This window comes from Providencia manganoxydans, assembly GCF_016618195.1.
Lineage (GTDB): Bacteria > Pseudomonadota > Gammaproteobacteria > Enterobacterales > Enterobacteriaceae > Providencia > Providencia manganoxydans.
This window is the reverse complement of record NZ_CP067099.1, coordinates 262,400-280,690: the sequence shown is the minus strand read 5'-3', so window position 1 is coordinate 280,690 and position 18,291 is coordinate 262,400. Positions and strand designations below refer to the sequence as shown.

Below are 18,291 nucleotides of genomic sequence, written 5' to 3'. Positions count from 1 at the left end.
TGTTATACCGAAAAGCACATTAGTAAAGGGTTTCCGGTAAACGGAATCGGGTAAATAATCCCCCAAAGAATGGGTTGTTAGATTCGTCGATTTGCACACGGTAAGTCATGTCACCGCCATCGATACTGAAACGAACATCGAAGGAGTTTGGTTTTACATTCATTAACTTACCGCTGTCGATCAGACGTAACTGCGCCCATGGGCCACTAAAACTTAAGGCACGCGGCGATTTATCACCTGAAAGCGGAACTAACGTGAGCTTACTTTCAATATTTGAACGCATGGAGTTTGGCCAAACCATGTGCACGGTATTACTGCGACCATGTGAATAATCAATAATCTGTCCATCAAGGTTCAAAATACTGCGACGCTTGTTGCCTGAGAGTGACAGTGGTTCAACCGCAAACTGGGTTTCAAGGTTACCTTGAGCAGTAAAGAAGGTGTCTCGAATACGATTTGCGACTTCGATTTGTGCCAATACATCAGGGCGGATCAGCGACTGCCCATCCATGTTTTCAATCAAGTTATTTTCTACAAACAAGCGTAGATTTTGCTGATAGAAGCTATCGATAGTGCCATTTGGTTTAAAGAAACGTTCAAATTCACTCAGTGGTACGTCTTGGGTTGATTTCGGATTGAATGGATAACGCCCTGCAATATAAGCGTTATATTGTTTGACCACATTTTCATTCCATTCCACTTCCATGTAACGGATCGCTTCTTTTTGCACCACATTCCATGCTTGGTCAGCAAGATCGCCCACCCAACGGTTCAATGGCTCTGGCAATGTTTTGGCCATTTGTGATAACTCAAAAATCACATCGCGATTGTTGTCATTCAAACGCATCGATACCGCTTTTAATGCCGCTTTGCCCGGAACAGGTGAGTTTTGAATACTCAACAAGTAACGGTGTAGGTCGTTCAGTTTTTGATTGAGATTTTGGAGGTTTTCACCGTTATTACTGACTAAAATCTCCGTTTCTGGTGAAAACTCTCTGTCTAGTCGACTTAACAGCTTGTATTTAGGCTCTTCCATCAGTTTCTTTTGTTCTGACGAAGATAATGCGCTATCAATGGCAGGCAGAGAGGTGTTGTCTCTGAGTACTTGCAGTGCGCGACGTAGTGGCTGCTCACCACTAATGATTTGTTCCAATGCGTTGATTTCGTCTTGGATTGTATCAAACTCGCGGATCTCTAAGTTGCTCATTGCACCACGCCATTGCGCAGTGTAGTCGCTGAGATATTGCTCGCTGATCTGACGTTGGATCTCTTTACGGTCACTGTCACTGTATTGAGTATTACGTGCTAGGTTCAGCACCCAAGCATCCAATAATGTCAGATCAACCAGCTCATCATTTTGTCTGATGAAATAGTTAATGAGTCCCGAACGGGTCAGAAATTGTGGAATTTCTAGCTTATCTTCATCAATTGCCGTGAATACTGAGTTAAAACCAGGGCCAATTTGATGGCGTAGGTTAAGTGGCGATGACAATGTTTGGTTGGCTTTCAATTTGAGTGTTTGGTAAACACGTTGATACAGCGAGAGGGCGCTGAGTTCTTTTTGTGCATCACTGATTGGTTTTGCAAACGGTGCAAAGGTTTTATTGGCAATAGCCGAGCCGCTATTACGTTCTGCCTGCCAGTCGGTATGCTCTAACGCGTAATGTAAGTGACCACGTAGTTGCGATTGGATGTCTCTTTGCCCTGTGAAGATTTGGCTCCAATAATTCGCCATATAGTCCTCAACTAAACCATTGTTGCGACCACTTTTATCTTCCAACATGCGCATTACACGCAAGATTTCCAACTTCTCTTCACTGCCTTTTTCTGCGCTATTTAACTCAGTGAGCAGTCCTGCCATGATCGCAGGCAAAAAGCGCTCCGTCAGCAATTGTAGATAAACGCTCTCAACCTGTGGCCCCACTTTTTGACCTTGATATAGGCCCATTTCCGATAGTAAACCACTCTTCTCGCGATGGTTTCCATAGGCCAATGTTGCTTCTCTTAATGGGTTCAATACAGGAAGCTGCTTGCTACCATCCACATCTTTCGTGGTGCTCGATTCTATCGCACGGAAAGATTTCACTTCGTTGAGGACGTTTTCACCCGCACGGTAGTTTTTATTGTAGTAATGGCTCCAACCATTCCATACCACCAGCAAACCAACCACACTCACCGCTGAAGCAACCAGCAAGCGAGTACGGTGTTTTTTCAACCAATAATGGTTTTCTGCCGCGAGATTTGGTTCACTAAATAACACATCACTGAATAAGTTTTGGGTGAAATATGGGTGAGTATCGGCGATCGGCCAAGTGGTTAACGGTGCTGTAGGTAAATGATATTGAACAGAAGCAGTTTGGCTAAAGACATCATCGATTTGCCCAACTTGTGTTGCTGAAGTGAGATATACCCCTCTTAGACGGATATTTTTTTGCTCGTTGTTCGCTATCAATGAGGATATCAGTTTGGTAACACTGCTTTGCAAACCTTCAATTTGGCGAACAAAGCTGAACAGATCGCTACGTTGACTGCCTTCAGGGCGATTTAGCATCATCTCAGGCAATGCGCTATTCATTTGGCTTACCCATTGCGTCCAAAATGCATTGAGTTGCTTTTCCCAATTTGCATTTTCTTTAGCGCTAAAAGAAATACCGAGTACTTGGCTGCGTTGCTGAGCGTCCAACGACTGGAACATCGCGTCGAATCCACGTAATAAATCGAGCTTAGTGAATACGATATACAGTGGTAACTGACTATTGAATGTCATACGCACCTCTTCAATGCGCATGTGTAAATCAGCAATCAACTGGCCATTTTTTTCTTTCGAGTTCGTTAATAACGCTAAGGTATCAATGGTTAAAACAATTCCGTTCATCGGTTGTCTTGAACGATTAGTATTTAACCAATCCAGCAATTCATTCCATAAACGATGGTATAGCTGAGGCTTATCGTCTGGTCCCATCGGTTGGGTTAGTAATTTGCCATCAGGAACAAATAACACAGCGTTATCTGCCAGCAAACATTGAATATGTATAGGTAATTTATGATCACTGACAACATTTTCAGTCGGTGCAATATCCAAGGTATTGAGGCTGTTTTTCAACAGGGTTTGCTTGCCACTCTCATTATCGCCTAAGACAAAGTACCAAGGGCGTAGATAAACTGAGTTGGTATGCCCATTTAGATGGCGAGTGAATTGGGCTTTCCAGTAATCAAGGTAACGGTTCTGGAAATCAATATCATGACGAACAGGATCAACAACGGCTAGCTCAACATCTAGCTTGAGGCTTTCTAGTTTTTTCACCCGTTTCCATGTGGCGTAACCTATCCAACTGACAATAACCAGTACGATCACAATTGTTGCCAACCAACGTGCACTCAGCTCTTTCAGTGGATAGTCGTCTTGATAGCGAAATTCAGGCCCCCACCACCAAATCCAGATAATCAAAATGGCAGGGATCAGTGCTAAGCACAGCAGTAAAAATGATTTAATTTTTGATTTATCGCCAAAAAACAGTTTCTTAAGAGAACCTGTTATTTTTGGTATGGATAGAAAAGATAATTTCATTGTTGTGAATTCCTATCAAAGGTCATTTCCTGCTTTTCTTGCGCTTTGCGTGCTAAACGATTGAGCAAATCGGGCTCCCAGTCTGATAGCGAATAATGTAATGCGGCAGTATGCAGTTGCAGATAAAGGTTCTCAGCCATGTGTGTCATACCTGCTTGCTCAAATAACTGTGCAGATAACAACTGGCTATAAAAACGTGCTCTAGGCTCTTCTGTTGCAGCAATAAAGCTTTCAACGCGTTTTAGTGCTTCACTGAGCCCATGCTCTTCAAAACATTGTAAAATCTCTTGTTGCTCAGCCTGTAAACTGTGCGAACCCGTTGCTGATTGGCTATTGGCTGATTTTTGGAAGCCATTCAACCAAGATTGCACCTCTTCAGGTAAGAAAGGGCTCATATCGGAAAAACTGAGCTTAGCCAGGTCAGGTAAACGATTTAAAAATAGCTGTAATTCTTGAGCGATAGCTTCTCCTACCAGCCCGTAGCCTAGTTTTTCTGCGACCTGTCCAGCCAACATATGGCCTTCAAGCCAATACGGAGACAACGTCAGGCTTTGTTCAATATTGTTCAGCAGCGTTATTGATGGCTGAGCCATTTGATTTTTATAATCAATGATGCGGTCTTGAGAAACGGGCGCTAATGGTGTTTTGCCATCATTATTCGCCATAGGTAACGCATTGATGGCATGCCAAATTGCATAACGACGTAAGCAATAACCTACCGCGTCCGAAGGGGCTTGCTCACACAACGCCTCAGAGACTTTAAGCAGTGTTTGCTTCCATTGACGTTCATCGCTTTGATTGACTTCAACCTTAGGTGTACTGATAACAGGGGCTTGCACTTGAGGAGCATTGTCAACGACGGGTTGTTCACTGGTGGCAGGCGCGGTAGCTGCGACGACTAAAGCAGGTTCACTTTGTTCGATGCGGCTATAACGACGGCTAAGTGTATCAACTTCTGCTGATAAATCAGGACATTGTGCATGCCATGATTTCGCCAAGAAAGCAAAAGAACCCAAAATATTATCACGCTGGTTTACATTTGCTTGTCGGCAAAAACTGTCTTGAACGGTATCAAAACGCTTCAGAATTTGTCCTGCTAAGCGTTGTTTCAATCGCCTATTTTGTGGATAGCAGTTTTCCCAAAAATGGCGTACAAACTCGGCTAATAAGTCAGCCGCCAGTGCTAACTCATTGGGTTCCCCTGCATGTTGCAAGGTGCGCAATAGATGTACAAGCAAGCGGAAGTCTTTGGTTTCATTAGCAAACAGCTGTAGCGCTTTGCGTTGGATTTCATCTATATTTAGTTGAGTGTGGCTTAACGAGCCAAACTTAATCATTTCCCCATCAATGTATTCCCAATCGGGGTTATCATCCGCGATAGGTGCAACTTGCTTTTCCTCATCAAGAGGGGCCAGTAGCTGCTCTTTCCATTTTAGTTGTTTGTTCATCGTCATGATAATTACCAGTGGCAAGCCGCTCTGAGCGGTTTTATCTCTTCCGACATTTCAGAAATATTGAAGGTTAACCGGTCATTGTTGGCGAGCTTCAAAGTCAATTTTTCACCATTTAACAACCGCTTAATTTCATCAATACCAGGAATGCCACGGCTAGCTTCTAAAACGTAGCCGTTTTCACGCAGAAACCAGTCAGCGGTAAATTGGGTTTTATCGGTGGTGAGCATCACACTACCTGCCTCTTGCTGGCGTGGTAGCGCGACCTGTAGCCGAGTAATGTTGTCGATACAGCTGATCATCATGACCGGACGTGGCGGTGCAAAACCAATAGCAGGTATGGTCATGATCACGGGATAATCCCCTGTTTCTGGCACAGTGACTAAGAAACCTGCACTGTTGTCTTCTCGGTGCATTTCATGTTCCATAGCTTGGCGCCACGCCTTACCCATTTGGCTCGAATCAAGATGCGTTTCGACTGGTGAGTCCGATATGATCTTGTCATAACAGGCAAGCCGGATCAGTTGTGATGATTCTAAACGGCATTCTGATAGCGCTTGGGTTAACGCTTGCAGTTCCGTCGTGTCCGCTGACGCCGTTGTCGTAGCCAGTAAGGCAGCAATTAGCCCTCCTGCTAGCGGTGAAATATTCATCTCATGCTCCCGTATTTTTTCAATTTATAGATTAGGGACCGCTTTGATAAATTCAGGCTCGATGCCATCGTCTCTAAATCACCATCAAATTGTTGTTGTCGGTCTTTTAGAATTTGCTCTTCGTAGGCTTCTATCGCGACAGTTAAGTCATCTATTTGCTTAAAATCAGACAGATTGTTATTTCCTATTGGCGTCGTGGGTATCGTTAGCGCATTCACCGCAGCTTGTAACTGCCGCTCACGATCTTGCTGTAACGAATTGAGATATTGCAGATGAGCAATTTTTTGTTGCGTATGTGATAACTCAAGAATGCTCTTAAGCTGATGATGAAATAAGGCGCAATAAATAGGGAAAATGCCTTGATCACAACTTTCCATATTCAGTGCTTGACCAAACAGGGTGATCGCACCACACGTTTTATTGCGCAAATCTCGCAGTGGTAAGCTATATAGTCCCGTTCTCGGAGGGAGTTCTGCAACAAACTGACGAAAGTGGCTGTCGTTAATATATGTGCCTTGCTTTAAGTCTTCCCATAATACCACTTGCCCTTTTGATATCAGTTGGATCAATGGATGGTCAGCATCGCTAATATCGACATCCAAATACCCTTGCTCAACTTGGCTACATTGCTTAATACTCCAACTTTGTAAACGATTTTCAGGTTGGTTTATTAATGAAACAACGAGAGCACTAAATGGGCTACGCGTAAAGCTGAATGCCAAAAATTGGCTCGCCAATACGTCCAAGTGAGTGCATTCAAGCAAAGCTAGGGCATTTTTCAGTCGTGATTTCATAGTTCAGCATTCACCGTCGCAACGAACTCATCGTTCAGTGTGGATAATTGAATAAGGTTAATCGCTTCATTTCTCGCACTGTGTTGGAGCAACAGTAGTGATAACGGGGGTAATAACGCTCCGTCGATAATTGACTCTAAAATTCGAGCGCCATTTTCTGCTCGGGAAGCACGACGCAGAATTTCATGAGCGACACTGTCATCAAGTTCAACTTGTGCGCCAAAACGTTGCTCAAGCAACGAGGTCAAACGAGCGAGTTTGCCACTGACTATTTGTTGTAAAACTTCTGGTGGCAGCGGTAAGTAAGGAATAACTTCCATACGTGCCAAAAGTGCAGGTTTGAAAAAGGCCGTTAATTCAGGGTACAGTGCATCTTGCAACTCATCCGGTCTATCTGCATAAGCCGCGATAACCTGATCGCCAAGGTTAGACGTTAGGAAGAACGCAACGTTTTTACAGTCAATCACTCGACCTTCACCATCCGCTAACTCACCTTTATCAAAGGCCTGATAGAATAAATTCAGAACATCTGGGTGTGCTTTTTCAACTTCATCCAATAGCACGACAGAGTACGGTTTCTGACGAATAGCTTCCGTTAACACACCCCCTTCACCGTAACCCACATAACCCGGAGGTGAGCCAATTAAGCGTGAAACGGTATGTTTTTCTTGGAATTCTGACATATTGATCGTAGTCAGATACTGGGTGCCGCCAAACATCAACTGAGCGATTTGGATCACTGTTTCGGTTTTACCTACCCCACTTGGGCCTGCCAACAAAAATGCCCCAAGAGGACGCCCAGGGCGACGTAAATCAGCACGTGCAGTCAATAAATGCTTATGTAAACATTGAATTGCCAACGATTGGCCTTTGATGGTCTGTTCTAAGTAGGTAGGTAGCTCGGTCACAACGGATAACGCATCTTGTGATAAGCGATTTAATGGCACCCCTGTCCACTCCGCGATCACCGCTGCAATCTGTTTTTTATCCACATGAGGTGATACCAGTAAATGCTGCTCATGCAGTTCATTAAGCTGCTCATTTAACTGTTTGAGTTGCTCTTTAAGTACCAAACTATCGTTGATTGCGAGCTGTTCATCGCTTTCCAGAAGTTGTGCCCTTAACGCAACAATTTGCGAAACAATGGCTTGCTGGGTTTCCCATGCCATTTGCAGCTCTTCAACTTGTTGCTCGATGGCCTCAGATTGTTCAGCGAGCAGCTCAAGGCGAATGCTGTGGTCATTCAATCCAAGCTGCTGCTCACGCTGTAACACATCGGTTTCCATACCAATTTGGTGCAGTTCAGTTTTCAGCAACGAGAGCTTTTTCGGTGGAGAAGAAAGATTAATAGCTGCGCGTGCACCTGCTGTATCAAGAACATCAATCGCTTTATCAGGAAGCTGACGCCCAGAAAGGTAGCGCTCACTCAGCTCAGCACTAGCACGCAACGCTTCATCATCAATAAATACTTGATGCGCCTTTTCATAAATAGAACGTAGCCCACGCATGATAATCACAGCTTCTGCTGCGGTTGGCTCTTTAACTTGAACTAATTGGAAACGACGCGCTAAAGCGGCATCTTTTTCAAAATACTTTTTGTATTCACTCCATGTTGTCGCCGCAATAGTACGCAATTCACCACGCGCTAACGCAGGTTTCAGTAAGTTAGAGACATCTAACCCCCCCTGCTGGTTACCTGCACCAATCAGAGTATGGGCTTCATCAATAAATAGAATGATCGGATGTGACGACTGGCTCACTTCCTGCATGATGCCTTTGAAACGTTTTTCAAACTCACCTTTAACCGCAGCGCCAGCCTGTAATGCGCCGAGATCCAATGTCATTAATTCACAGCCACGTAGCTTTTCAGGAATTTCACCCGCAATAATGCGTAGTGCTAACCCTTCAATCAACGCGCTCTTACCCACCCCCGGCTCCCCCACAACCACTGGGTTGTTTTTACGGCGACGGCAAAGGATATCGATCATCAAATCAATTTCATGATCACGACACAACACGGGATCTAGCTGCCCATCACGTGCTTGTTGCGTCATGTTTTGGGTGAATTTAGCCAGTAATGAATCCGTAGGGCGAGTCTCTCCTGCTTGCTGCTGCGCTTCTGTCAAAGGTGCTTCCGCCGAGCCTGCCGTCCAACTGTCAAAATTCAACCTCAATTGCTCTCGATTGACCTGAGAGAGTAAATCAGCAACGGGTTTCGATAAATAACGCAGTGGCATTTGCAGTAAGGTCAAAAATAGAGTCCCTGAACGCAGCTCACTGTGGTTATATTCAGTTGAAGCTAACAACCAACTGTCTTTCATCCATTCAATCAATAATGGAGAGAAACTTGGGTAGCTTTGGGTAATTGCATGGTGTGGTGGAATTTGCACTTCAAGCAACTCAACCAGCTCGATGACATCTAAATCCGCTTTATGGCTGATCAGGCGAATGTCAGTTAATGGTGTTTCGACCAACTGCTGAAAAAACTGTGAAACAGTAATTTCAGGTTGTTGGTGGCTAACACAATAAGCTGCCGCACTTTCTAACGCATGCTTCGCTATAGGATGTAAGCGGTTAACCAATGTCGAAAGATCAATCTGAATCATAATGCGTCCTAACCGAGTAATGTATTAAGTTGTTCCACGATACTGAGTGTCTGATGATTCAGTCGCGATGAATAAATGGTGTAAATGACAGCAGCCAAAATCACGACAGCAATCACGATATAGCGGACACCGAAGCGCTTACCTAGGCGATAGCGATGATGTTTATTACCGCCTTCATCAAATAAAACGATAGGTTTCGCATCCCCTCTCAGCTGTTGGATTTGTTTCTGCAAGCGTCTTAGTAAGTGATTAAATTCATCATTTTGCCCAGTCGTCACTTTGTAACGACCCCGATAGCCGAGACACAAACACAGATAAATAAACTCCAACAAATCAAGGTAACGTTTCGGCTCACCGAGTAACCGTTCAATTAATACGAATACTTTTTCACCACCCCAAGACTCATTATGAAAATGTACCAATAGTGACTGTTTGACCCAGTCATTTTGCTGATCCCAACCTAAGCCCAATGCGGTTTCATCAATAAAGGTGCACAATACATAACGAAATGAAACAATGGCTCCCGGTTCATAACCTTGAGTTTGTAATTGCTGTTCTATCGAGGTGATATCGGTAACGACCTGCTGGTAAAGCTTCTCAGACAGCGGTGTTTCTGACATAGCTTTCATTCTCAACACCATGCCTAGCAGTGGTGTTGCAGCATCAATCATTGGGTTGATGCTGTTGCCTCTCAGTGGTAGCTGATAATTTTTTTGTAAATGGTTCTGTTTGATATAGTCATCAAAGAAAGCGGCATTAGTCATTATCTATCCCACCTCTTACCGCCCACAACTGGATGTCCAATTCAGGGAAGTTGCCAGAAACATGGAATGCGATGTTGGAATGCTGCCTAATCTCTTTCCATACCTCACAGTTTTTATCGAGCTCAAAATAGTTATAACCCGAATGATATGGGAGCTCGCGCGGTGCGGTTGAAAGCGGAATCAACTTGACCCCAGGGATCTGTACACTCACCACTTTACGAATATTACTTACTGACGTGATCTTCGATTGTTGTGGGAACTGTAAACGTAGCTGCTCTTGCGGCATGTTCGCTTTAACCGCAATGATAAAGTTGGCTTTTCGTAGTAACAGTTTGTCGTGGATCGTCGCAACACGAATACCGTGATCTTGGATTTCCATTGGAATAGAAACAGCACGAGGCGTTAACACCACACTCAACGCTTCCCTGATATCTTTAATCAGGGGGAAGTAGCTTTCAGCCAAATTAAAATGTTGATATTTAGCAACACTTTCTGACAATCGAGTGTTTTTAGTGAAGGTTTGTAATTCCCCACACAACTCCAGTAAATCGCGGAACAGCTTTTCAGGGTGAATAACTGGCTCTTGAATATAGTGGGTATATAACGGGTAAGTACGGTTAACTACCTGTAGCATGAGAAACTCAGCGACATCCGCAACACCTTGTTGCCCCGGAGAACCGATACGTGATGCAATCTGTTTGGCGCGTTCAAACAGGGCTCCTTGTAGTTCAACTAAAAATTCGCTCAGCCTCGGGAAGATACGGATATTTAAACAAGCAGGGATAAAATCTGTTTCTAGGATTAAACCACCATCAGCACCACGCTCTCTTATTTTACAAATAGGTAGCGTGACATAAGCATCCATTTCCTTGGAGCCTTGTTTTAGGATCGGTCTCAATTTAGCCACATGAATTGGACTAACATCGCCCCCTTCCGTGTGTAAATCACGCACATCTTCCATACTATCGCTATAGCGTGATAATAAACGGTTACCACTGTGCTCAGTCGACACTTCATTAACCGTGCTATTCACTAAAGGAAATGCGAGGTAAATAACGTTGTTATCACCTTCGTTAATATTTTTAATATCAATAGGCTGAGGAAGAATATCTTGATCTGGGAGTGAAAAAACGGTGCCATCAGGCATCACACCGGAAGCCTCTTTGATACCAATGCGCCCCATGCTGTACAACTCTTCACTCATGGTTAATGAGGTTAATCCCCAATAATGTGAGATATAACTCTTCAGTATGCTTTCCGTGACATAATCTTGATGGCGTTGCTGTTGCTGAAAATGTTGTGGCTTAATGAATAAGCCCTCACGCCAAACCACTCTGTTTTTTGTCGACATACTAGTCATCTTCCTCTTGTCTAAATTCGATTTCATTTCCTCTAATATGCGCTAGAAGGAAGTAATGGCGCCCCTTACCACGAGCTTTGACGATTTTTTTCCATTCAGCATTGTCGGGATCGGAGTAATAACCGATCACACCGATATAGCGGTTATCAGGGTAAAGTTCGATGTTGGGTAATGGCTTATATTGCCCCGGTAAAATGGTGTAGTCCTGATGGTCGATATAGTTCTTTTTCAGTACCTTTTCGAGATTTCCGTCTTGCTCCTCAATTTGATCAAAATCGAGCGCCGCAAACAGAGAATCTTCATTCATATAAACGATTTGTAAGTTGATCGGTGTAGCCTCACCATCCTGATTAGGATTGATATTTGGCTCCGCTAAAATCGTTAACGAGATGGTCGATGGTCTATCTTCCGGTGGACCGATTGGAATCGACGGATCTAAGATGACTTGACCTATTTTCGATACTGCTTCCAATGGCCTAGTACACCCACTAAGTACGACCATAGAAAACAGTAAAAATAGGTAACCAAATAAGGTTTGCACTCGCATATTACGCTTCCTCAAGCCCTTTTCTTAAGGCTCTGTCATAGGCATGGGTGTAAACTTCATAAAACAACTTTTCAAAGCCTTGCTGACGCGAAGAAGACAGTTCTTTGTAATAGTTGTTATACATTTCCCATGCCCAAGCATCGTCGGTTGATGTGTTATCTGATGCGCGGCGGTAGTGCGCAAAACGGTTTAACAAGTGCTCAGGTGAAAACGCAGCAAGCATGGTAGACAACGCTGTAGAGATTGCCGCTTGGTTTGCTTGATAATGCAGTTGCATATTATGTAAGCTCTCAGCAACCGCTGAAGGCGCAGAAAGGTGTACAGGGCTACGAGCATCAGTAAACATCAGTGCCATTGTTTCCTGATAACTGCTATTAAGCCGCAATGGGTTGTCCTCAATCGGACGTAATTGTTTATCTTGTAAGCTTTCTTGCTGTTGTTGTAATGCAAGTAAGCCTTCTATCGCAGAGCGAACCGTTTTCCCCAACTCCACTAAAAAATCATTCGCTTGCTGCGAAGTTTGGAGATTTAAGTGAATACCAAGCCCTTGCATTAATGGGTTTACAGCGACGTGCTCAATATCGGTAATCGAGTCATCGAGTGTTGGAGTGATTTTTGGTAAATCCATAAATTCCTGAACCATGGTGTTCCCTTGATTATCTGAAGATGGGTTAGCAGAAAATTGAGCGAAGTGAGTGCCATTCATCAATAATGGATCGGCAGATTGCTGTTTTGTCTGTGAAATCAAACTTAAACTCTCATTTTCTAATGCTTGAAGTGGATCATAAGTTAGCGAACCCTGCACTGTCGGTGCGAGTTCATAATGAATCGGCTCATGGGACTGCGTTGGCGTAGTATCAAACAAAGAATCAAGAGGATTACTGTTGCTGGAAACCAACGACTGCGGTGTTACAGCCATTAAGTCTTCTTTAGGCTGCCCTGTTAAACTGATATTCACAGAAAGCTTAAGTTGACCAAGTTTAATTTGATCACCATGAGCAAGCCTGACCGCATCAAGGTAACTTGGTACAATTGCATTGTTGACATACACCGACTCGGTGCTGGCCTTAAGACAAAAGTGTTTATCCTTCCATAGGATAGAGCACTGTACTGGCGCAACCGAGTTATGACTGTCTTGTATCTGCCATTCACATTGTGGGCTACTGCCTATTTGGCCGCCGTCTTGCGAAAATGTCATACTCGAAACATAACCGCTTTCGAGTAGTTCACTATTTATCAAACGAAATGAAATTGTCGGTAAATACTTATCCATGCGATTTATTCCAGTACAGTAATGGTGACGTTAGGCCGCTGTTCAGGCTTACCTAAGAAGCTTTGCCACCCTAATTGGTTGTGTTGCTGGCGGCCCAAACACAGCCCTTCAGCTTGCTCTTCTGCGATTTTCAATCGCAAATCCCACGCTAATTGTTCGTGAAAGATGTAAGACACAAAAGCAACAAGAGGAAGGAAATCAGCGCCATTTGGTAAAAACGCCATATAACGCTCAAGTGATAGCTCACTAAGCTCAATAGTGCATTTGCCATTACAATCATAAATGTGCGCACCCAAGCTGAAATTCTCACCGAGTAGCATACGAGGTTGTGACTTTTTCCCTGCCTGATGTGAAATCACACCTAACCGGTTTTGCTGGTTTTCAGGGATCGGCACTTTGCGAGTTTCCCATCCGATCACATTGACATGCTCGAGGTCGAAACAATGTGCAACTAAACTACTAATCACATCGGGGGAACGACTTGGACTGGCTAATAACCCTGCATAAGCCAACATCTTGCTATGATTGATATGTACGCGTTCGCGGTTGACTTCATTGCCTAATCCCACCAGTGAAAACATATAGCGGGAGAATGAATCAACGCCTTCATTTTCAAAGCAAATGTAATAACGATACTTACGCCAAATGCGATGTAACAAAGAAACTAGACGATGATTGAATAGGTTCAAATAATCAGTCACACCGGGTAGCTGTTGGGCATCTTCCCAAGCAAAATCATCAAGGTAATAGCTGGGTAATGGTGACTGACTTCCATGTAAACCTAAAAATGAAACTTCAAGTTCAAGCCGCCCTTGTTGATCTTTATTAACTGAAATCACATCCCTAGTAGGGAAGGCAATGTTGGCACACGATGTAAAGCGGATAAGTTCATCCGCTTTCTCTTTTTCTTGTGTTGATGTAGATTCAGTTATCAACTTATTGAGCAGTTCAACAAGTTGATAAAAGTTGTAATCGGTAACAGCAGTGCCAGCCTCATCTAGCCAGCGCTCGATTACCTCAGTGTTTGCTGATTGATTTGAGCCGGCCACCGATAGGTTTCCTTGTTGTCGATATTGAAGACTTCCAGTTCATGAAACATGTTCACACTGGTGTATAACGCAAAAAACTGAGCGATCACGGTACAAAATAAGTACAAACTCCCCTCACTCAAAAAAGCACTTTGACGTACAGTTAGCGTTGTTTTCAGACCTCTCACAGGTAAACCACGGTAAGAATGCTCAATTGGCGTGGTTTGTAAGCCAATTAATGCATCTAAACATTGCTGAGACTGCCTTGCGGTCTGACGATGAAATACTGCGGGTAAATCGTATAGTTGAAGAATTTGCTTTAATGACGTTAAATTCAGTAGTGATTGATAATTCAACGAAAGATTAGTGAGCTCAGACCAATACAGTGTTTGCCCTAGTAATGGGTATAACGGCATGCTTGGTTTGAATAAATTACTCGCGGATACCACACCATCAGGAACGCAGGCCTTATCAAGAGAAATCGCATGTGTTGAAAGCCGTGAAGCGACATTTCGATTAGTGCAATTTAGAGAAACAGAAACTGTTTCTTCACAATTTTGCAGTTTCGTTTCACTATCACGGACAAAAGACATCGTGTGAGAATAGCCAATATCTTCTTTTGCGTGATTAATCTTTAGTCGATAGTAGCCATGGTTTTTGTTTTTGAGGTTGTGGCTTTGATGATGAAAACTTTCGAATGCTGTGTAATTGACGGCATACGGTGTGCCATTTTGTGGGTACCTTAACCCCTGCACTTGGTTAACTGAAAAAATGTCATAACATAGTGGGGTGCGATAACTAGCACTCAATACGTAATCATCATTTTTACCTGTTAAATCAATTGCTTCACTATCTATAGTAAAAAGATTCGCGATAGGTACACAGTTAAGTTTGATACTATCATCGCGGATCATCACTGCATCAGGGATTTCGCAATCAAAATTGATAACAAGCTTAAATGAATCCGTATTCAATGCTAAAGGAAGATCATCAAGTCCCTTAAAATCCATAAACATAAATGCTTCAGGGAAACAAAAGTACTCCTGAAGGATACGATAGCCATCGTAGCTATTTTTAGGGTAAGGCAGTAAAGCATCTTCTTTTTTAAAGCCAACAGGGATAGCCGCAAAATTATCTAAAGGAAGACGATGATGTTCAGCCAACAGTGTGACATTCTTAATTTTATGGCTTAACAGATAGAATAGCTGGTTAGTGGTGTATGTTGCGCCATTTAAATGAATACGTAATTTATCTAGCCCTATTTCAGCAAGCACGCGGGGCTTATCTAATTGAAAAGTAATTTCAATACTTGCAGCCTCCTGCTGAACTTGTGAAATTTTTGCAGGCAGCAACCAGAGATCGCGACACTGGCTAAAACGGCATTGGTGCAAGCTATCCGAATTAGGGTTATCACCTTGCACATACAATGGCCTCGCCACGAAAGGATGGCCCGCCGAAACTTTGCTTGCCTGATCCAGTACGTGAGTATCGACTTGATATTCCACAATTGTCATACTTGGAAAAGGACGTGCGTACGCAGGCCACAGCATATTGACTAAGCTGCTAGTTAGCTCAGAGAACTGCCTGTCGAGCTGTTCACGCAGGTTTCCAGATAGGTAGGCGACGCCTTCCATTAGGCGAGCACCATCAGGATCCTGTAACGGGCTAGACAGTAAGTCAACGAGGTGAGGCTTTTCTATTGCTACCTCGCGAGCGAGTTCTCTCAGGTACTTTTGTTCATTTTCAAAATATGGGTTTGAGGACATATTAGAATTGTTTCAATTGATATCGTCGGTTATTGTCGAGCTGCATGTTGAACTCGATGAGTTGGCGCTGGCTGTCTAAATCAATAAAAGCGGTGATGCTGAATTGAAGCAACAATGCATCTGCATCGCTTTCAATAAATGAGACCTGTACATTACGGATACGAGGTTCATAGACTCTGATGCAATCTGAGATGGAAACTTCAAGGCTCTTGCGAAAATCCATAGCCGCTTGCGTTGCGTCATTTAAATCAGGCACACCTAAAGCAGCTGAGCTTTGGCAAGCATCAGGGCGACTATTCAAAATTTGATTTAAATTTTGTTTGATTGATTTAACCAATGCGTTCATACGAGCATGATGGGAAGAGCCTGAGCTCTTCCCTTGGATGCGCTCAAATAAACTGGCAGTCTCTGAAGACTCCCAGTTATAGTTAGCGGCCATGACGCTTACTCTTTGTCTAAGCGGCCAACAAGCGACAACTCAAAGTTTGCACCCATATATTTAAAATGAGGGCGAACTTGGATTGCCACTTGATACCAACCTGGATCCCCTTCGACATCGAGAACTTGGATCTGTGCTGAACGCAATGGGCGCTTGCTACGCACATCTGCTGGTGGGTTTTCTTGGTCAGCAATGTATTGCTTCAGCCAGATGTTCAGTTCACGTTCCAAATCTTGACGCTCTTTCCATGAGCCGATTTGTTCACGCTGAAGCACTTTAATATAATGTGCTAAGCGGTTGATAATGAACATGTAAGGTAATTGAGTTCCCAATTTATAATTGGTTTCAGCAATTTTACCTTCATGGGTATTTGGATAGGATTTTGGTTTTTGCACTGAGTTTGCAGAGAAAAATGCCGCATTGTCGCTGCCTTTACGCATCGTCAAGGTGATAAAACCTTCTTCCGCTAATTCAAATTCGCGACGATCAGTAACTAAAACCTCAGTTGGAATTTTAGCCTGTAATTCACCCATCGCTTCAAATACATGCACAGGTAAATCATTCACTGTTCCACCACTTTGTGGACCAATAATATTTGGACACCAACGGTATTTGGCAAAGCTATCGTTAATACAGCTTGCTAGCAAGAACGCCGTATTACCCCATAGGTAATGGTCATGGTCTTGCTTCACATTTTCGTTGTAATTGAAAAGCTTAACTGGGTTTTCTGTTGGTGAATATGGCAGACGTAGCAAGAAACGTGGAGCAGTTAGACCCAAGTAACGTGAGTCTTCAGCTTCACGCAATGCACGCCATTTGGTGTGCGCAGGACCTTCAAAAACAGATTTGATGTCTTTGATTGCAGGTAACTCAGCGTAACTGTTAATACCGAAGAAGTTAGGTGATACCGATGATAAGAATGGGGCATGTGCCATTGCGCCAACCGCGCTGACATATTGCATCAATTTCAGATCAGGTGTGGTGTTGTTGAAGGCATAGTTACCAACAACAGTTGCCACTGGCTCACCACCAAACTGTCCATAGCCTGATGAGTAAACATGTTGATAGAACCCTGATTGAACAATTTCAGGAGAAAATTCAAAGTCTTCTAACAACTCTTCTTTCGTTGCGTGAAGAATATTAATTTTGATATTTTCTCTAAAATCAGTACGGTCAACCAACAATTTCAATGAACGCCATGAAGATTCCAGCTCTTGAAATTTAGGCGCATGCAGAATTTGGTCAACTTGCGCACTTAACTTGTTATCCAATTCAACCAGCATCTTATCAATCAATAGCTTATTGATTTGCTCATCTTCATTTTGGCTAGCAAAGATATTGCTGATAAATGCAGCAACACCCTGTTTTGCAATACCATAAGCTTCTGACTCAGGCGACATACGTGATTGAGCCATAATTTCATCTAGTAGCGAACCACTGGATGATGAGGAAACTTGTTGTTCCTGAGTTTCACTATTTAACGACATGAAATAATCCTCTATAAACATTATTTTTGGCTAGCGATATCAAGCTCTTTCAACAGCTGCTCACGAGTATCTTCATTTTCCAGAAGCTCTTGCAGACGTTTTCTAAAAGCTGGGATATTACCAAGAGGACCTTTTAAGGCGACTAATGCCTCTCTCAGTTCCAATAGTTTTTTCAATTCAGGAACTTGACGCGCAACATTATCAGGAGAGAAATCTTGTAAGGATTTAATATCTAAATTGACATTAAGCTCAGAATCACTTTTCTCATCAAGTGTATTTTCAACATTGATGTTTAAACTAATTCCAGCGCTTTCCATCACTGAATTAAAGTTATTTTGATTTACCGAAACAGCTTTACGCTCTTCAATAGGAGTTTCCTCCGTTCGACCAATCATATCACCTACGATCAGCATATTAAGCGGTAACTCTATTTCAGATTTAGCTCCACCATCATTAGGAGTATATTTGATATTAATTCGTTCTTTTGGTGCGACACTACCGAGATCTTTTTTACTCATTATAAGTTAAGCTCCTTATTAGCTTAAAATCTTATTG

The 18,291-nt window shown here is 43.1% G+C and carries 14 protein-coding genes; all 14 read right to left on the bottom strand.

The window, feature by feature from the left end; genetic code table 11:
• Positions 1 to 19: 19 nt before the first annotated feature.
• The 14 genes from tssM to tssB are packed head-to-tail and all read right to left on the bottom strand — an operon-like array spanning position 20 to position 18,254.
• Positions 20 to 3,568 (bottom strand): type VI secretion system membrane subunit TssM, encoded by a 3,549-nt coding sequence (tssM, locus tag JI723_RS01250; protein WP_318707840.1) that lies wholly within the window; start codon positions 3,566 to 3,568, stop codon positions 20 to 22.
• Positions 3,565 to 5,022, bottom strand: coding sequence for a type VI secretion system protein TssA (gene tssA, locus JI723_RS01245; RefSeq protein ID WP_272580542.1), 1,458 nt, complete (start codon positions 5,020 to 5,022; stop codon positions 3,565 to 3,567). The genes tssM and tssA overlap by 4 nt, the downstream gene beginning before the upstream one ends.
• 5 nt (positions 5,023 to 5,027) lie before the next feature.
• Complete coding sequence (gene vasI, locus JI723_RS01240) at positions 5,028 to 5,672, bottom strand: type VI secretion system-associated protein VasI (protein ID WP_070929523.1); 645 nt, start codon at positions 5,670 to 5,672, stop codon at positions 5,028 to 5,030.
• Positions 5,669 to 6,466, bottom strand: a complete 798-nt coding sequence (locus JI723_RS01235; RefSeq protein WP_337979728.1) for a Fis family transcriptional regulator — start codon at positions 6,464 to 6,466, stop codon at positions 5,669 to 5,671. The genes vasI and JI723_RS01235 overlap by 4 nt, the downstream gene beginning before the upstream one ends.
• Positions 6,463 to 9,072, bottom strand: a complete 2,610-nt coding sequence (gene tssH, locus JI723_RS01230) for a type VI secretion system ATPase TssH (protein ID WP_272580545.1) — start codon at positions 9,070 to 9,072, stop codon at positions 6,463 to 6,465. Before tssH ends, JI723_RS01235 begins: the two co-directional genes overlap by 4 nt.
• Positions 9,073 to 9,080: 8 nt before the next feature.
• Positions 9,081 to 9,836 carry a type IVB secretion system protein IcmH/DotU gene (gene icmH / locus JI723_RS01225; RefSeq protein ID WP_070929525.1) on the bottom strand — a complete coding sequence of 252 codons (756 nt, stop codon included), beginning with the start codon at positions 9,834 to 9,836 and terminating at the stop codon, positions 9,081 to 9,083.
• Entirely contained in the window at positions 9,829 to 11,187 is a 1,359-nt protein-coding gene (gene tssK / locus JI723_RS01220; RefSeq protein ID WP_180737813.1) for a type VI secretion system baseplate subunit TssK, read from the bottom strand. Before tssK ends, icmH begins: the two co-directional genes overlap by 8 nt.
• Position 11,188: 1 nt before the next feature.
• Positions 11,189 to 11,743: a type VI secretion system lipoprotein TssJ gene (tssJ, locus tag JI723_RS01215; protein WP_070929527.1), complete on the bottom strand. Its 555-nt coding sequence runs from the start codon at positions 11,741 to 11,743 to the stop codon at positions 11,189 to 11,191.
• Position 11,744: 1 nt separating this feature from the next.
• Positions 11,745 to 13,016 (bottom strand): type VI secretion system-associated FHA domain protein TagH, encoded by a 1,272-nt coding sequence (gene tagH, locus JI723_RS01210; RefSeq protein ID WP_070929528.1) that lies wholly within the window; start codon positions 13,014 to 13,016, stop codon positions 11,745 to 11,747.
• Between the two features lie 5 nt (positions 13,017 to 13,021).
• Complete coding sequence (gene tssG, locus JI723_RS01205) at positions 13,022 to 14,065, bottom strand: type VI secretion system baseplate subunit TssG (RefSeq protein ID WP_070929529.1); 1,044 nt, start codon at positions 14,063 to 14,065, stop codon at positions 13,022 to 13,024.
• Positions 14,029 to 15,810 carry a type VI secretion system baseplate subunit TssF gene (gene tssF, locus JI723_RS01200; RefSeq protein ID WP_070929530.1) on the bottom strand — a complete coding sequence of 594 codons (1,782 nt, stop codon included), beginning with the start codon at positions 15,808 to 15,810 and terminating at the stop codon, positions 14,029 to 14,031. Before tssF ends, tssG begins: the two co-directional genes overlap by 37 nt.
• A gap of 1 nt (position 15,811) precedes the next feature.
• On the bottom strand, positions 15,812 to 16,249 hold the full coding sequence (tssE, locus tag JI723_RS01195; protein ID WP_070929531.1) for a type VI secretion system baseplate subunit TssE: 438 nt from the start codon (positions 16,247 to 16,249) through the stop codon (positions 15,812 to 15,814).
• A 5-nt stretch (positions 16,250 to 16,254) separates the two neighbouring features.
• Positions 16,255 to 17,736 (bottom strand): type VI secretion system contractile sheath large subunit, encoded by a 1,482-nt coding sequence (gene tssC, locus JI723_RS01190; RefSeq protein WP_070929532.1) that lies wholly within the window; start codon positions 17,734 to 17,736, stop codon positions 16,255 to 16,257.
• Positions 17,737 to 17,756: 20 nt separating this feature from the next.
• Positions 17,757 to 18,254, bottom strand: a complete 498-nt coding sequence (gene tssB / locus JI723_RS01185) for a type VI secretion system contractile sheath small subunit (protein ID WP_070929533.1) — start codon at positions 18,252 to 18,254, stop codon at positions 17,757 to 17,759.
• Positions 18,255 to 18,291 lie beyond the last annotated feature (37 nt).

What these genes read in the sequence shown, in the direction of transcription:
- tssM (WP_318707840.1), bottom strand. Translation starts at nt 3,568, where the DNA reads ATGAAATTATCTTTTCTATCCATACCAAAAATAACAGGTTCTCTTAAG.
- tssA (WP_272580542.1), bottom strand. Translation starts at nt 5,022, where the DNA reads ATGACGATGAACAAACAACTAAAATGGAAAGAGCAGCTACTGGCCCCT.
- vasI (WP_070929523.1), bottom strand. Translation starts at nt 5,672, where the DNA reads ATGAATATTTCACCGCTAGCAGGAGGGCTAATTGCTGCCTTACTGGCT.
- JI723_RS01235 (WP_337979728.1), bottom strand. Translation starts at nt 6,466, where the DNA reads ATGAAATCACGACTGAAAAATGCCCTAGCTTTGCTTGAATGCACTCAC.
- tssH (WP_272580545.1), bottom strand. Translation starts at nt 9,072, where the DNA reads ATGATTCAGATTGATCTTTCGACATTGGTTAACCGCTTACATCCTATA.
- icmH (WP_070929525.1), bottom strand. Translation starts at nt 9,836, where the DNA reads ATGACTAATGCCGCTTTCTTTGATGACTATATCAAACAGAACCATTTA.
- tssK (WP_180737813.1), bottom strand. Translation starts at nt 11,187, where the DNA reads ATGTCGACAAAAAACAGAGTGGTTTGGCGTGAGGGCTTATTCATTAAG.
- tssJ (WP_070929527.1), bottom strand. Translation starts at nt 11,743, where the DNA reads ATGCGAGTGCAAACCTTATTTGGTTACCTATTTTTACTGTTTTCTATG.
- tagH (WP_070929528.1), bottom strand. Translation starts at nt 13,016, where the DNA reads ATGGATAAGTATTTACCGACAATTTCATTTCGTTTGATAAATAGTGAA.
- tssF (WP_070929530.1), bottom strand. Translation starts at nt 15,810, where the DNA reads ATGTCCTCAAACCCATATTTTGAAAATGAACAAAAGTACCTGAGAGAA.
- tssE (WP_070929531.1), bottom strand. Translation starts at nt 16,249, where the DNA reads ATGGCCGCTAACTATAACTGGGAGTCTTCAGAGACTGCCAGTTTATTT.
- tssC (WP_070929532.1), bottom strand. Translation starts at nt 17,736, where the DNA reads ATGTCGTTAAATAGTGAAACTCAGGAACAACAAGTTTCCTCATCATCC.
- tssB (WP_070929533.1), bottom strand. Translation starts at nt 18,254, where the DNA reads ATGAGTAAAAAAGATCTCGGTAGTGTCGCACCAAAAGAACGAATTAAT.